This is a genomic window from Klebsiella sp. HN106 (assembly GCF_051209435.1).
Lineage (GTDB): Bacteria > Pseudomonadota > Gammaproteobacteria > Enterobacterales > Enterobacteriaceae > Klebsiella > Klebsiella oxytoca.
The window spans coordinates 296,344-310,789 of sequence record NZ_JBLURD010000004.1 but is presented as its reverse complement, the minus strand read 5'-3'; the positions used below and the strand labels follow the sequence as shown (position 1 = coordinate 310,789).

The 14,446-nt window shown below is 59.7% G+C and carries 12 protein-coding genes and 2 pseudogenes; 6 read left to right on the top strand and 8 right to left on the bottom strand.

Annotated features, from left to right (window positions below):
• Positions 1-203: 203 nt before the first annotated feature.
• Positions 204-1,652 (top strand): annotated as a pseudogene (locus ACSIPU_RS14140) (catalase).
• Between the two features lie 52 nt (positions 1,653-1,704).
• On the opposite strand, the pseudogene ACSIPU_RS14135 reads toward ACSIPU_RS14140, so the two are convergent.
• Positions 1,705-2,368: pseudogene (locus ACSIPU_RS14135) on the bottom strand (Rpn family recombination-promoting nuclease/putative transposase); the annotation flags it as partial.
• A 111-nt stretch (positions 2,369-2,479) separates the two neighbouring features.
• Here ACSIPU_RS14135 and nudI point away from each other — a divergent pair.
• Complete coding sequence (nudI, locus tag ACSIPU_RS14130) at positions 2,480-2,905, top strand: nucleoside triphosphatase NudI (RefSeq protein ID WP_004104021.1); 426 nt, start codon at positions 2,480-2,482, stop codon at positions 2,903-2,905.
• Here the strand turns inward: nudI and ACSIPU_RS14125 are convergent.
• The gene (locus ACSIPU_RS14125; RefSeq protein WP_004104022.1) at positions 2,897-4,312 is read right to left on the bottom strand and encodes a sensor histidine kinase; all 1,416 of its coding nucleotides are present in this window, start codon (positions 4,310-4,312) and stop codon (positions 2,897-2,899) included. The two genes, nudI and ACSIPU_RS14125, sit on opposite strands and share 9 nt — an antisense overlap.
• Positions 4,299-4,973: a transcriptional regulator TctD gene (tctD, locus tag ACSIPU_RS14120; RefSeq protein WP_016809054.1), complete on the bottom strand. Its 675-nt coding sequence runs from the start codon at positions 4,971-4,973 to the stop codon at positions 4,299-4,301. Before tctD ends, ACSIPU_RS14125 begins: the two co-directional genes overlap by 14 nt.
• Before the next feature lie 134 nt (positions 4,974-5,107).
• On the opposite strand from tctD, the gene ACSIPU_RS14115 reads away from it, so the two are divergent.
• The 4 genes from ACSIPU_RS14115 to ACSIPU_RS14100 all read left to right on the top strand — a co-directional run bounded on the left by ACSIPU_RS14115 (position 5,108) and on the right by ACSIPU_RS14100 (position 8,796).
• Entirely contained in the window at positions 5,108-6,088 is a 981-nt protein-coding gene (locus tag ACSIPU_RS14115; RefSeq protein ID WP_004104027.1) for a Bug family tripartite tricarboxylate transporter substrate binding protein, read from the top strand.
• Between the two features lie 15 nt (positions 6,089-6,103).
• Positions 6,104-6,535, top strand: a complete 432-nt coding sequence (locus ACSIPU_RS14110) for a tripartite tricarboxylate transporter TctB family protein (RefSeq protein WP_016808363.1) — start codon at positions 6,104-6,106, stop codon at positions 6,533-6,535.
• An 11-nt stretch (positions 6,536-6,546) separates the two neighbouring features.
• Positions 6,547-8,067, top strand: a complete 1,521-nt coding sequence (locus tag ACSIPU_RS14105) for a tripartite tricarboxylate transporter permease (protein WP_004114208.1) — start codon at positions 6,547-6,549, stop codon at positions 8,065-8,067.
• Between the two features lie 105 nt (positions 8,068-8,172).
• Positions 8,173-8,796: a DUF2238 domain-containing protein gene (locus ACSIPU_RS14100; protein WP_004114209.1), complete on the top strand. Its 624-nt coding sequence runs from the start codon at positions 8,173-8,175 to the stop codon at positions 8,794-8,796.
• On the opposite strand, the gene menE is transcribed toward ACSIPU_RS14100, so the two are convergent.
• Genes menE through menD form a run of 5 tightly spaced genes read right to left on the bottom strand, consistent with a single transcriptional unit; the run spans position 8,773 to position 14,423 of the window.
• Positions 8,773-10,164, bottom strand: coding sequence for an o-succinylbenzoate--CoA ligase (menE, locus tag ACSIPU_RS14095; protein ID WP_032728574.1), 1,392 nt, complete (start codon positions 10,162-10,164; stop codon positions 8,773-8,775). The two genes, ACSIPU_RS14100 and menE, sit on opposite strands and share 24 nt — an antisense overlap.
• Positions 10,161-11,126 carry an o-succinylbenzoate synthase gene (gene menC / locus ACSIPU_RS14090; RefSeq protein ID WP_032728575.1) on the bottom strand — a complete coding sequence of 322 codons (966 nt, stop codon included), beginning with the start codon at positions 11,124-11,126 and terminating at the stop codon, positions 10,161-10,163. The genes menE and menC overlap by 4 nt, the downstream gene beginning before the upstream one ends.
• On the bottom strand, positions 11,126-11,983 hold the full coding sequence (gene menB / locus ACSIPU_RS14085; protein WP_004104035.1) for a 1,4-dihydroxy-2-naphthoyl-CoA synthase: 858 nt from the start codon (positions 11,981-11,983) through the stop codon (positions 11,126-11,128). Before menB ends, menC begins: the two co-directional genes overlap by 1 nt.
• A gap of 14 nt (positions 11,984-11,997) precedes the next feature.
• Complete coding sequence (gene menH, locus ACSIPU_RS14080; RefSeq protein WP_032728577.1) at positions 11,998-12,756, bottom strand: 2-succinyl-6-hydroxy-2,4-cyclohexadiene-1-carboxylate synthase; 759 nt, start codon at positions 12,754-12,756, stop codon at positions 11,998-12,000.
• Positions 12,753-14,423 (bottom strand): 2-succinyl-5-enolpyruvyl-6-hydroxy-3-cyclohexene-1-carboxylic-acid synthase, encoded by a 1,671-nt coding sequence (gene menD / locus ACSIPU_RS14075; protein WP_004104038.1) that lies wholly within the window; start codon positions 14,421-14,423, stop codon positions 12,753-12,755. The genes menH and menD overlap by 4 nt, the downstream gene beginning before the upstream one ends.
• Between the last annotated feature and the right edge of the window lie 23 nt (positions 14,424-14,446).

Here is a 14,446-nt window from a genome sequence, read left to right as displayed (position 1 = left end):
TTAAGGAATCAATGCGCTAAGACGAGCTTTACCATTGTGATTGTAACCAGTTGCTACCGGAGCCAGGCCAACGGACGCGGGTATCAAATCGATAGCCAGAGCCAGATTGTCCGTGTTGGATATTTATTCTACAAATAGCGCTCAGCTTATTCTGCCCTTGCGGGAAATGAATAAGTTACATAAAACTTTGTCAGGAGATAAAGATGAGCAAAAAAGGATTAACCACCGGCTCCGGCGCGCCGGTTGTCGATAATAACAAAGTCATCACCGCAGGTCCTCGCGGCCCGATGCTGCTGCAGGATGTCTGGTTTCTGGAAAAACTGGCCCACTTCGACCGGGAGGTTATCCCGGAACGCCGAATGCACGCAAAAGGCTCCGGCGCTTACGGTAAATTAACGGTCACTCACGATATCAGCCGCTACACGCGCGCAAAAATGTTCGCCGAGGTCGGTAAAACCACCGATCTGTTCCTGCGCTTTTCCACCGTTGCCGGAGAACGCGGCGCCGCAGACGCCGAGCGCGACATCCGCGGCTTCGCTATCAAGTTTTATACCGAAGAGGGCAACTGGGATCTGGTAGGCAATAATACCCCTGTTTTTTATCTTCGCGACCCGCTGTAATTCCCGGACCTGAACCACGTAGTGAAGCGCGATCCGCGCACCAACCTGCGCAACCCTACCTGGAAGTGGGATTTTTTCTCCCTGCTGCCCGAAACGCTGCATCAGTTGACTATCGACTTCAGCGACCGCGGCATCCCGCGCTCTTATCGCCATATGCACGGCTTCGGCAGCCACGCGTTCAGCTTTATAAATGCCGACAATCAACGTTTTTGGGTGAAATTCCACTTTAAATCCCAGCAGGGGATCGCCAACCTGATGGATGATGAAGCAAAACGTCTGGTGGCCGAGGACCGCGAGAGTTCGCAGCGCGATCTCTATGAGTCGATTGAAAGAGGCGATTTTCCGCGCTGGACCTTTTACGTGCAGATCATGCCGGAAGCAGAAGCCAGCCGGGTCCCTTACCATCCTTTCGATCTGACCAAAGTATGGCCGCATAGTGATTATCCGCTGATTGAAGTGGGGGTACTTGAGCTCAACCGCAACCCGGACAACTATTTCGCCGAGGTTGAGCAGGTTGCGATGAATCCGGCTAACGTGGTGCCTGGTGTCAGCTTCTCTCCGGATCGCATGCTGCAGGGTCGTTTATTCTCCTACGGCGACACCCAGCGCTACCGCCTGGGCGTTAACCATCATCAGATTCCGGTCAATGCGCCGCGCTGCCCGTTCCATAACTACCATCGCGATGGCGCGATGCGCGTCGACGGCAATAGCGGCAACGGCGTCACCTATGAGCCAAACAGCTTCGGCCTCTATCAGGAGCAGCCGGACTTTAGCGAACCGCCTTTAAATCTTGAAGGCGCGGCGGCTCACTGGAATCATCGGGAAGATAACGACTATTTTAGCCAACCGCGCGCGCTGTTCGGGCTATTAAGCGAAGACGAGCATCAGCGTATGTTCCATCGAATCGCCAGCGATATGCGGGATATCCCTGAATTTATCCAGCAGCGACAAATTGGCCTGTTTAGTCAAGTCCATCCCGACTACGGCGCGGGCGTGGCCGCGGCGCTGAAAGTCTTACAGAAAACCCTGTAAACACAAACGGCAGCCCAAGTGCGGCTGCCGTTTGACGAAAACGTTTTAGGGGTTAGTGCTGAAGCTTAGCGAGCTGCCGCAGCGACAGTCCGGTTAGCTTTGCGCAGGCTCAAGCCCCTCTTCCAGCATCGCCCGGGCGATGCGTTTTGTCGCCGCTAGTTGCCCTTCATTTCTGCCTTCATTACGACCTTCCTGTCGGCCCTTGCGCAAACCTTTTTCTATCCCCGCCTTCATTCCCTGAAGCATCCCCTCTTTGCGACCTCGCTCTTCGGGAAAATGAGCAATATTCATCAGCGTCTCCTTATGCGGCTTGAGTGACGTCTTTTGCGCTAGCTTGCGTAAAAAAGCCACCGGATCGGCGGCGTTGCCCGCCTGAAGCATATAATTCAGCAACGTTTTAAACTGCCGACGGGTAGTGTATCCCGGGGGGATATTCTGACCAGTTGCTCTGAGATGCCCATCCTATCCCGCTGCCGAATATGCTTTTGCAACAGTTCCAGCATAGCGACCCGCCGGTGCTGTATCAGCTGGTCATCTGGGATCTCAGTCACGTCTATTAGTGGAAAGTTCTGGCTATAGAGCCGCTCGGCCACCTCTGGTAGAGAAAAACCGTCCAGCCAGCGCGTTGAGTGCGGGTAGGGACTGATTCTGCCGTGATAAAACAGCAGAGGAATAACCAGCGGCAGCTGATGATGGCCCCAACCCATTAACCTGCGCTCACCCTACCACCGCTCGCGCTCAACGCGTATTTTCGCTTGCGGTTTGCCGAGGCAGCTCGCAAACTGGACCATCCCGTGATATATCCCTGCCATCATTAAGGAGAAGTTATGCGTCAAAGGACTATTGTCTGCCCGCTCATTCAACATGAGGGTCACTATCTGTTGTGCAAAATGGCCGACGATCGCGGGGTATTTCCCGGGCAGTGGGCGCTCTCCGGCGGCGGCGTCGAGCCTGGCGAACGCATCGAAGCGGCGCTGCGGCGGGAAATTCGCGAAGAGCTGGGCGAAAAACTGCAGCTAACCCACATCACACCGTGGACCTTTAGCGATGACGTACGGGTTAAAACCTACGCCGATGGCCGTCAGGAAGAAATATATATGATTTATCTTATCTTCGACTGCGTCAGCGCCAATCGCGAAGTAACCATCAACGAGGAGTTTCAGGACTACGCCTGGGTAAAAGCGGAAGATCTTCCCCACTATGATTTGAACGAGGCGACCCGGAAGACGCTCACCCTGAAAGGCCTACTCTGAACCCACAGTCAAAAAGCGCAGCCTGACCTTCAGCCCGCCCAGCGTTTCGCTACGCAGCAGCTGCGGATGGCTGCGATGCAGGCGTGCAATATCGCTGACCAGCGCCAGTCCGAGCCCGGCGCCGGGATTATCACCAACGTTTTCCAGACGGTGGAACGGCATGAGCGCCTGCTGGATCTGCGCATCATCGATTCCCGGCCCGCTGTCTTCAACATCCAGCAGCACCGCCTCCCCTTCACGATGCAGGCTGACCGTGACGATACCGCCCTGCGGCGTATAGCGGATCGCGTTATCCAACAGATTTGCGCACAGCTCGCTCAACAGCACGCCATCGCCGGCGATAGTCACCGTTGAGGGTTCCCCCTCATAGCCGAGATCGATAGCTTTGCTCCGCGCCTGCTGAAGACGGGAAAAGCAGCTGTTGTGGACGATCTCATACAGATCCACCGGCGGAAACGCATGTTCTCCCTGCTCTTTACGTTTGATGGTAGCCAGCTGTAGCAGGCGTTCGGTAAGCAGAATCGTACTGTCCAGCGTGCCGCTCATCGCCTCCAGACTCTCTCGCCACAGCCGGGGATCGCCGCTCGCCAGCGCCACCGAAGCCTGGGTTTTCAGCACCGCCAGCGGCGTTTTTAACTGATGAGAAGCATCGGCGCTAAACCGCTCCTGCCGGGAGATCATCGCCCGCAGCCGGTCGATATAGCGGTTAAAAGCAACAATCAATAAACGGGTTTCCGACCACGGCAGCAGTTCCGGCAGCGGCGTCAACAGGCCGGGTTCGCGCCGCACCATGAGCGCCGAAAGCCGACGCATCGGCCGCAGCACCCGACGCAGCAGCCAGCCGGTGAGCACCAGCGTCAACAGCACCAATAGCCCCTGCGAGATCCACGATGAAAACAGCAGCTGTCCCGCCAGCCAGCGCCGCGACTGCAGCGTTTCGGCGATATAGATTTCCGCCATTCCCACAACGCCACCTTCGTTAACCGGCTGCAGCAGCCGCGCCACGCGGATGGCCTGACCGCGATACTCGGTATGATAAAACCACGCCAGCGCCGGATAGAGCTCGGTACGAGAGGTTGAGGGCGGCATCGATGGCAGATCGTCAAAACCTGAAATCACCCGCTTACCGGGATCGAGCACCTTATAGTACAGGCGATCGTTCATATTCAGCTCGAAGCTATCGAGCACCACCCAGGGGACATTCACCTCCAGTCTGCCGCCGCGTACCACCAGGCGTTCCGCCACCGTGCGGGCGGAGGAGAGCAGCGTACGATCGTAAGCCTGGGTCGCCGCCTGCAGAGCGCTGACGTAGCTATTGAATGCCGACAGCCCCCACAGTAACACCAGCGGCAGGCCAAGAAACAGCAGCAGCTGAGCGAATAACGACTGCGGCTTACCCCACCTCATCGGCGAGCTCCAGCACGTAACCCAGGCCGCGCAGGGTCACAATTCGCACGTTGCTCTCCTGAAGTTTCTTCCGCAGACGATGGATATATAGCTCGATGCTTTCCGGGCTGACGTCATCGTTAAGGCTGAAGACCTGTTCAAACAGCTGCTGGCGCGACACCGGACGCGTGCGGCGAAACATCAGCACCGTCAGCAGCGCCTGCTCGCGCGGGGTCAACGATAGCGTCTGTCCGCGCAGTAAAAAATAGCCTTCATCGCGATATTCCAGAGAGCCGATCTGCTGAATCTCATGCACCTGGCCTTCGCTACGCCGCAGCAGTGCGCGCAGCCTGGCGTCCAGCTCTTCAAGTTCAAACGGTTTTGGTAAATAGTCATCGGCGCCGACGTTGAGCCCTTTTACCCGATCCGCCACCGCGCTGCGTGCGGTCAGCAGCAAAACGGGAAGGGTTTGTCCGCGCTTTCGCAGACGCTGCACGACTTCCAGGCCATCGAAGCCCGGCATGCCGATATCCAGTACCGCCAGCGCGTATTTTTCGCTTTGCAACAGATGATCGGCCGCCCGGCCATCAAATACGCAGTCCACGGCAAACCCGCCCTGTACCAGCGCTTTCTCCAGCCAGTGAGCCAGCTCACGGTTATCTTCTGCCAGTAAGAGACGCATATCACATCCTGTAAAGTTGCTGCCGCATTGAAAGGGAAATGAAAGGTAATTGTTTTAACAATCACGCAACCGAATAGCCACAAGCCGGTTCACATAATCAAAAAAACGTCCCCTGTATCTGACTGAGGAAGCCTATGAATATCCCGTTCCTTCGCCCTCTTAGCGCTATCGCGTTATGCCTTTTTACCGCCTCTGCCTGGGCCGCCGAAGCGCCTTCCCGTACCGAATGTATCGCGCCCGCCAAGCCCGGCGGCGGCTTCGATCTCACCTGTAAGCTGATTCAGGTGAGCCTGATGGAAACCGGCGCCATCCAAAAACCGATGCGCGTCACCTATATGCCCGGCGGCGTAGGCGCAGTGGCCTATAACGCTATCGTCGCCCAGCGCCCCGGAGAACCCGGCACCGTTGTCGCCTTCTCCGGCGGCTCGCTGCTCAACCTGGCGCAGGGCAAGTTTGGCCGCTACGGCGTGGATGATGTCCGCTGGCTGGCCAGCGTCGGCACCGATTACGGCATGATTGCCGTCCGCGCCGACTCGCCGTGGAAAGATCTGCCGTCGTTTATGGCGGCAATGGAAAAAAATCCCGCCAGTATCGTCATCGGCGCCGGCGCCTCAATCGGCAGCCAGGACTGGATGAAAGCGGCGCTGCTGGCGCAGAAAGCAAACGTCGATCCGCACAAAATGCGCTACGTGGCGTTTGAGGGCGGTGGCGAACCGGTCACCGCGCTGCTGGGTAATCACGTGCAGGCAGTATCCGGCGATCTCAGCGAAATGGTGCCTTATCTCCAGGGCAATAAAATCCGCGTGCTGGCGGTCTTCGCTAACGAAAGGCTGCCCGGCGCGCTCGCCGATGTCCCTACCGCCAAAGAGCAGGGCTATGACCTGGTGTGGCCGATTATTCGCGGTTTCTTCGTCGGCCCGAAAGTCAGCGATGCCGATTATCAGTGGTGGGTGGCGGAGTTTACTCGACTGCAGCAGACCGACGCGTTTAAAAAACAGCGCGAGCTGCGCGGCCTGTTTGAATTCAATTTGAACGGGAAAGAGCTGGACGCCTACGTCAAAGAGCAGGTGGAAGAGTATCGCCTGCAGGCGAAATCTTTTGGCCTTGCCAAATAACCCACGGAGGCTGCGATGAGCGATCGTATTTTTGCCGGAATATGGCTGCTGCTCTGCGTAGGGGGGATGTTTATCGCCTGGCAAATCCACAGCGAATACGCCTATGAACCCGTCGGCCCGCGCCCCTTTCCGGTCGGCATTATCGGCCTGATGCTGCTGTGCTCCGTTTTGCTGCTACTGCGGCGGCCCGACGCAATCTCCTGGCCCGGGCGTCTGGTTTTACAACGGCTGTTGACGATGGTCGTGGCATTGGCGGTTTATGCGTGGGGTTTTGAATGGCTGGGGTTTCCTCTGGCCACCGCGCTGCTGACCGCTGTTTTTGGCCTGCTGTTTGGCGCCACCCTGCCCGCTGCTGGGGTAGCAGGCGTCGCGATGGGCATCGCGCTGTGGTACGTCTTTGACGCCCTGCTTGATGTCACCCTGCCGCTCGGCGTCTGGTTAAGTTAACGGAGAAGGTTATGGATATCTGGATTTATCTGTCGCAGGGCTTCGCTGTCGCCATGACGCCGGGCAACCTGACGATTGCGCTGATCGGCTGCTTCGTCGGCACCATCGTCGGACTCCTACCGGGTCTCGGCCCGATTAACGGCGTGGCGATCCTGTTGCCGCTGGCCTTTGCCCTGCACCTGCCCGCAGAATCGGCGTTAATTCTGCTGGCTACGGTCTATATTGGATGTGAATACGGCGGGCGTATTTCGTCGATCCTGCTCAACGTGCCCGGCGATGCCGCCGCCATTATGACCGCCATCGACGGTTACCCGATGGCGCAGCAGGGACGCGGCGGCGTGGCGCTGTCGATCTCTGCCGTGAGCTCCTTTGTGGGTTCAACGATCGCTATCGGCGGGATCATCCTGTTCGCGCCGGTGCTGGCGCAGTGGTCGCTGGCGTTCGGTCCGGCGGAATATTTCGCCCTGATGATTTTTGCCATCGCCTGCCTCGGCAGCATGATGGCGCAAAATCCGCTGAAATCGTTTCTCGCCGCGTTAATCGGGTTGGGGCTGGCGACGGTGGGCGTTGATGCCAATACCGGGGTGTACCGTTTCACTTTCGATAGCGTTCATCTTTCCGACGGCGTGCAGTTTATCGTGGTGGTGATTGGGCTCTTTTCGGTTTCGGAGATTTTGCTGATGCTGGAGAGCACCAGCAGCGGACAGAGGCTGGTACGGAAAACCGGGCGCATGCTGTTTAACGCCAAAGAGGCGGGCCAGTGCGTGGGCGCGACGCTGCGTTCATCGGTGGTGGGCTTTTTTGTCGGTATTCTGCCGGGCGCGGGGGCGACCATTGCCAGCGCCATCACCTATATGACCGAGAAAAAGCTCAGCGGTAACAGCGATACCTTCGGTAAGGGCGATATTCGCGGCGTGGCGGCGCCGGAGGCGGCAAATAACGCCTCCGCCTGCGGATCGTTCATTCCGATGCTTACCCTCGGCGTCCCCGGCTCCGGAACTACCGCGGTGATGATGGGCGCCCTGACCCTCTACAATATCACTCCGGGTCCGGCGATGTTTACCGAGCAGCCGGATATCGTCTGGGGATTAATTGCCGCGCTGCTGATCGCCAACGTGATGCTGCTGATTATGAACATTCCGCTGATCGGTCTGTTCACCCGCATGCTGACGATCCCGCTGTGGTTTCTGGCCCCGGCCATCGCCGCTGTGTCCGCGGTCGGCGTCTACGCGGTACACAGCACCACCTTCGACCTGCTGTTGATGGTTGGGCTGGGCGTGCTGGGCTACATTATGCGTAAGATGCACTTCCCGATGTCGCCGTTGATCTTAGGGTTTGTGCTGGGCGAGATGCTGGAGCAGAACCTGCGCCGCGCGCTGTCCATCAGTAACGGCAACGTGGGGATTTTGTGGCAAAGCGGCGTAACTAAAACGCTCCTGGTGTTAGCCATCGCGGTGCTTGTTGTCCCTCCGCTGCTGCGTTACTGGCGCAAACGTCAGCTTAACACGCAGGGCGACCTGCCCTCTTCCTGATGCGCAACGAAACTGGCGGTCGCTCAGCGCCGCCAGTCTCGGTATACGTTGAATTTTCACCGCACCTGCCTGATAGTTATGGTTTTAACTTTCTGGTGATCCGTTATGACCGTCGCAGCATCCCGCTCGGGGTTAACATTCGCAGCGCTGGCGCTGGCCCTGATTCTTATTTATACCGGTATCAGCGCAGGGGAAAAGCTTACCTGGCTGATGGAAGTGACGCCGGTGATTATCATCGTTCCGCTTTTGCTGGCCACGCGCGCTCGCTATCCGCTGACGACGCTGCTTTATGTGCTGATTTTCTTCCATGCCATCATTTTGATGGTCGGCGGTATGTACACCTACGCGAAAGTGCCCATCGGCTTTGATGTCCAGGCGTGGCTGGGTTTGAGTCGTAATCCCTACGACAAGCTGGGGCACTTTTTCCAGGGGCTGGTGCCGGCCCTGGCGGCGCGGGAGATTCTGCTGCGCGGCGGCTACGTTCACGGGCGTAAAATGCTCGCTTTCGTGGTCTGCTGCATTGCGCTGGCGATTAGCGCCGTCTATGAGCTGATCGAATGGTGGGCGGCGCTGGCGCTGGGACAGGGGGCGGATGATTTTCTCGGCACCCAGGGCGATCCCTGGGATACTCAGTCCGATATGTTCTGCGCCCTGCTCGGCGCGCTGACCACCGTTTTTGCGCTGGGCCGCTGGCATACGAAGCAGCTACTGCACGTCCAGCGCATCTGAGGCGGAGCTCTGCTGCTGGTTGACCCAGTCACGTAACGCCCGGCGGGAAATTTTAATTCCGCCGGTTTTCAGCGATTCAGGCAGCCGTAACCAGCGCACAGGCTGCTGAAAGCGCGCCAGCTTATCGGCGCACCAGTCAGCCAGCACGGATGGATCGCCATGATCGCGACACTCTACTACCGCCACCGGCCGCTGGCCAAACTCCGCATCATCCTGCGGCACGATAAAAACTTGCTCAATCAACGGGTGTGCGCCGATAACCCGCTCGACTTCCTCCGGCTGAATGCCTTCTCCGCCACTAAAAAAAAGATTATCCATTCTTCCAAGGATGGTCAGCCTGCCGTTGTCAAGCCGGCCCCGATCGCGGGTGGCAAACCAGCCATCGGCGTTGGTGAGCGGTATCGTTTGGCCGCCTCGCCAGTAGCCTGCGGCCATGCTGTCCGATCGAAGCCACACTTCGCCATCCACGATGCGCAATTCGCGCCCCGGCAGCGGCAGCCCGACATCCGCCAGGCCATCCGCTTCCTTGGCGCATACCGTGGAGGCAAACTCGGTCAGTCCGTAGCCGCACCAGCAGCGGATACCGCGCCTGCGCGCCTGTTCGGTTAGCGCCACCGGGATGGCCGCGCCGCCGAGCAAAACCGCTTTTAACGACACCTCGTCATCGCCGCTCAGCAGCCGCCAGAGCTGGGTTGGCACCAGGGAGGCGTGAGTACAGCCGCGTAGCGCCAGCGCCAGCGGCTGTTTGTCGCGCACCGTCAGGCCTGCGCCGGCAACCAGCCAGCGCCAGAGAATCCCCTGGCCGGAGACGTGAAACAGCGGCAGCGACAGCAGCCAGTCGTCCTGCGGCGCAAAGGGTATCAACGCAAGTACCCCTTCAGCGCTGGCAATATGGGCGCGAAAAGCGTGTACCGCCGCTTTCGGTAGCCCCGTCGACCCCGAAGTCAGCGTCATGGAAGCCATACGATCTTCTCGCCAGTCAGCCGCGCGCTCGCCGTCGACAGGGTACAGAGTCAGTGGATTAAGCGTTACCGGAAGATCGCCGCCGTTCAGCACCAGCGCGTGGCGCAGGTCCAGGGTCGGCAGCAGTTCAGCCAGCAGTGGCCCGGGCAGCTGCGGATTCAGCGGCAACACGCGCGCACCGCACTGCAGGAGCGACAGCCATGCCAGCAAAACATCGGGCTGGTTGTCAGCCCGCAGCAGTACGCCATCACCATCGCGAACGCCCTGGGCGTGCAGTCCTGCCGCCAGCGCATCGATTTGCGCGCACAGTTCCCGCCAGCTTAGCCGCCGCTCGTTCAGGCGCAGCGCATGCGCCTCCCCTCGCTGCTGGCGCCAGTGGCGCCAGGGCCAGTCGCTAAAGGTCACAGCAGCGGCTCCAGTTCATCGACGGTCAGACACGGCAGCTCGCTTTTCGGCCAGCTGCGCACCAGTTGGCCGCGCATGAGGCTCAGGGTATCCAGACCGGGAATGGTATTCGGCGTCAGCCAGGCGGCAATTCGCGCCAGCTGCGTCAGGCCAAGGCTGGACTCAATGGCTGAACTGATAACCGCCGTCAGCCCCAGCGCATGAGCCTGCGCGACCTGCTGCTGGACCTTTTGCAGACTGCCGGTCAACGTCGGTTTAATCACCACCGCGCGCAGACCCGGCTCGGCAGCAAACGTAAAGTCCGCTTCGCGCAGGCTCTCATCCCAGGCGATAGCGATGCCCGTTTGTTGGGCAAACGCGCGCGAATCATCGCGGTTTTTGCAGGGTTCTTCGAGAAAGGCGATACGGGTGCGATAGTGCGGGCTCACGTATTTAGCGAACTGCTGCGCCTTCAGCGGCGTCCAGGCGCGGTTAGCGTCGAGACGCAGCGTCAGATCGGGAATCGCTTCCAGCAGCAGATTGACCACCATGCCATCGCGCACCGCCTCATACAGGCCGACCTTGACCTTGGCGACCTTCTCGCCGGGCATCTGCGAAAGCCTGGCGAACAGTTCGTCCGGATCGCCGGAACAGAGCGGCGCGGCGCGATAATCCGCCGCCAGCGGCAGCTCACCGCCCAGCTCCGCCAGTGCGCAGCTTATCCCGAAGGCGGCTGAAGGCGGCGTCGGCAACGCGCCATCCTGGCCTTCGCGCCAGGCGTTCGCCCATGCCAGCAGCGCTGCCTGCGCCTCATCCAGCGTTTCCAGGCTGAATCCAGGCAGGGGAGAAATCTCCCCCCAGCCTTCGCGCTCGCCATCGCGCAGCTGCAGAAGCAAGCCATCGCGGGTTTTTAACCGCCGTTCACGCAGCACCACTCCCGCGTCCATCGGTAGCTGCCAGCGGTAGACCTGCGCCTGCCGCATTACGGATTCCGTTTAAATTTGCTGAAGTCCGGCTGGCGCTTCTGGTTGAAAGCGTTGCGTCCCTCCTGACCCTCTTCGGTCATGTAAAACAGCATGGTGGCATTGCCCGCCAGCTCCTGCAGTCCCGCCTGACCATCGCAGTCGGCGTTCAGCGCGGCCTTCAGGCAGCGCAGCGCCATCGGACTGTTCTGCAGCATTTCACGGCACCAGCGCACGGTCTCTTTTTCCAGATCCGCCAGCGGCACGACGGTATTGACCAGCCCCATATCCAGCGCCTGCTGCGCGTCGTACTGGCGGCACAGGAACCAGATCTCACGGGCTTTTTTCTGCCCGACAATGCGCGCCATATAGGAGGCGCCCCAGCCGCCGTCAAAAGAACCAACTTTCGGGCCGGTCTGACCGAAGATTGCGTTTTCCGCGGCGATGGTCAGATCGCACATCATATGCAGAACGTGGCCGCCGCCAATGGAGTACCCCGCCACCATCGCCACTACCGGTTTCGGACAGGTGCGGATCTGGCGCTGAAAATCGAGTACGTTGAGATGATGAACGCCGGAGTCATCCTGATAGCCGCCGTAGTCGCCGCGGACTTTTTGATCGCCGCCGGCGCAAAAAGCTTTATCGCCTTCACCGGTCAGGACGATCACGCCGATATTGTCGTCATAGCGGGCATCCGAGAGCGCCTGAATCATCTCTTTGACGGTCAGCGGACGAAACGCGTTACGTACCTGCGGGCGGTTGATGGTTATTTTGGCAATCCCGTCCGCCGATTTGTGGTAGCGAATATCGCTGTAGCCTTCGGAGCAGTCCTGCCATTCAATCGGAGCGTAAAGCATTGCTTCATCAAGAGAGATCATAAAGTGTCCTTCGGTTAACTCGCTAAAAACTGCGCCAGACAAGCCACGACTGCATCGGGGTTTTCCCGATGCGCGTTGTGTCCGGCATGATTAATCACGTGCGTGATGGCGGATAGCTCATCGGCGATGGCGCGAAACTTGCCGTCGCGTTCGCCGCAAAGGTAATGGAATGGGAAATCGCGCGCCCGTAATGCCTCGCGCAGATCGGGCTGTTCAGCCAGTGAGCAGGCCTGCAGCATCGCGGCTAACGCCCTGCCGTTGTTGCAGCTGCGTAGCGCAACCAGCGCCGCACGCTGCGCTGCGTCCAGGGAGGCGAAGACCGGCTGCTGATACCAGTCGGCAAAGACCTGCGTAAGCGGCTCTCGGCGAAAGCGTTCAGCCCAGGCGGCATCGCTGCGCCGGCGCTGCGCACGCTGATCATCGTCCGCCAGACCCGGATGCCCTCCCTCGACGACCAGCCCGCAGAGCCCCTCATGCGACTGGCTGGCATAATACATCGCCACCCGTCCGCCGAGGGAGTACCCCACCAGCCAGTACTTATGTATGTTGTAACTAATTAACGTATTCTTAATCAGCTCGCTGACATCCGTAAAACGGTTAACTGCCCTATCCGCCGAGCCGCCGTGGCCCGGCAGGTCAATATGGAGACGCGGATACGCGTCGAACGCCAGCCCCACCGCCCGCCATTCGAGGCTATCGCCGGCAAAACCATGCAAGAAGACCAGCCAGGGATAGCCCGGCAGCCCGCGTTCCGCATGCGCGTGCAGAATCATAGCTGACTCACCTGCGCAAGCAGCTGCTGGAGGGTTTGCGTACCGTCGGTTTCATTAACCACCAGCTCGATCAGCGTTGCGCCGGGCGCTCGCCAGGCAACGTCCAGCGCGCGCTCCAGCTCACTCCAGTCCGCGGGGCAATGATAAGTCAGGTCGAACATCGCCGCCGCGTGCGCAAAATGGATATTCTGCGGCATCAGATAGAACTGGCTGCGCTGCTCCTGCGGCGTTGGCAGCAGGGAGAAAATCTGCCCGCCGTTATTATTGACGACAATCAGCACCAGCGGCGCGGAGGCCTGACGCAGCAGCGCCAGCGAATTGAGGTCGTAAAGCGCCGAGAGATCGCCGACGATGGCCAGGGTCGGACGCGCGCTGGCACGCTGCACGCCGGCCGTCGTCGCCAGCAGACCATCTATTCCGCTGGCCCCGCGATTGCTGTAGACCGGGTAGCCTGCGGGAAGCTGCGACAGGGCGTCAATTAAGCGCACCACCAGACTGTTGCCGACAAACAGCTGGCCCTGATCCGGCAGGTAGCGACGGATTCGCTGCGCCAACTGGGCCTCGCCGAAATCCTCGCTGCTGGCGACAGCCGCCTGCCATGCCTGGCGTGAAAGCGCAGGAATGACGGTAGCCCACGGCTGCCGCTTTTCCGCCGGATGCTGTTCAAGCCAGCGGTCGATGGCGCACACCAGTCGGCGACCACGATGTTGGGCGGGATCCAGACGACCCGGCAGGTTGTCGATCAGCCAGTACTCTTCAGGTTCGCAGGTGGCCTGCCACTGCAAAACGCGTTTGCTGGTCAGGCTGCTGCCCAGCTGAACGATAATTTGCGCCTGCGCCAGTTCGCTAACCGCTTGACCGTTACCGAGCCACAGATCGGCGCAGGGGAGCGGCTGCCCGGTTTGCGAAAGGACATCGCCAATCAGCGGCCAGCCGAGCGTTTTCGCCCATTCGGCAACCTTCAGGCCCTCTTCCGCGCTCATTCGTCCGGCAACCACGACGCCGCGTTTTTGCCGCCAGAAAAACCAGTCGCGCTGCTTTTCGCTTTCCAGATGCAGATTGTGACTCAGCCAGGGCTTGTCGCTCTGCCACCAGTCGCCGAGCTGCTGCTGCCACGCGACCCCGGTGTCGTCCATATCGCCGTACAGCGGTTCGGCAAAAGGACAGTTAATATGAATGCCGCCGCAGTGCAGCGCGCCGAGCGCCTGGTCGAGGGTCGAGACCAGCCAGCGGGCGGAGATATCCTGCGACGGGCGCGGCAGGGCCAGGGTCTGCGACGGATGCGAAGCAAACATGCCCGGTTGACGAATGGCCTGGTTCGCACCGCAGTCGATGAGCTCCGGCGGCCGGTCGGCGGTCAGTAAAATGAGTTTTTCGCCGGTCAGACCCGCTTCTATCAGCGCAGGATAGAGGTTGGCCGTGGCGGTGCCGGAAGTGACAATCACCGCCACCGGCTGGCCGCTGGCTTTTGCCAGCCCTAACGCCAGATGGCCAAGGCCGCGTTCATCAAAGTGGGTATGGTAAATAAACGCGCGGTTTTCCGCCGCCGCCAGGGTCAAAGGGGTCGAGCGCGATCCGGGCGCAATGCAGATATGCTGCACGCCGTGGCGCGTTAAAGCTTCGAGGATCACCGCCGCCCAGCGTCGGTTAAATGCGCTTACTGACATGAATTTGTCCGATATCAAATATT

Excerpts from the sequence above, each read along its gene's own strand:
- nudI (WP_004104021.1), top strand. The coding sequence starts at position 2,480 with ATGCGTCAAAGGACTATTGTCTGCCCGCTCATTCAACATGAGGGTCAC.
- ACSIPU_RS14125 (WP_004104022.1), bottom strand. The coding sequence starts at position 4,312 with ATGAGGTGGGGTAAGCCGCAGTCGTTATTCGCTCAGCTGCTGCTGTTT.
- tctD (WP_016809054.1), bottom strand. The coding sequence starts at position 4,973 with ATGCGTCTCTTACTGGCAGAAGATAACCGTGAGCTGGCTCACTGGCTG.
- ACSIPU_RS14115 (WP_004104027.1), top strand. The coding sequence starts at position 5,108 with ATGAATATCCCGTTCCTTCGCCCTCTTAGCGCTATCGCGTTATGCCTT.
- ACSIPU_RS14110 (WP_016808363.1), top strand. The coding sequence starts at position 6,104 with ATGAGCGATCGTATTTTTGCCGGAATATGGCTGCTGCTCTGCGTAGGG.
- ACSIPU_RS14105 (WP_004114208.1), top strand. The coding sequence starts at position 6,547 with ATGGATATCTGGATTTATCTGTCGCAGGGCTTCGCTGTCGCCATGACG.
- ACSIPU_RS14100 (WP_004114209.1), top strand. The coding sequence starts at position 8,173 with ATGACCGTCGCAGCATCCCGCTCGGGGTTAACATTCGCAGCGCTGGCG.
- menC (WP_032728575.1), bottom strand. The coding sequence starts at position 11,126 with ATGCGGCAGGCGCAGGTCTACCGCTGGCAGCTACCGATGGACGCGGGA.
- menB (WP_004104035.1), bottom strand. The coding sequence starts at position 11,983 with ATGATCTCTCTTGATGAAGCAATGCTTTACGCTCCGATTGAATGGCAG.
- menH (WP_032728577.1), bottom strand. The coding sequence starts at position 12,756 with ATGATTCTGCACGCGCATGCGGAACGCGGGCTGCCGGGCTATCCCTGG.
- menD (WP_004104038.1), bottom strand. The coding sequence starts at position 14,423 with ATGTCAGTAAGCGCATTTAACCGACGCTGGGCGGCGGTGATCCTCGAA.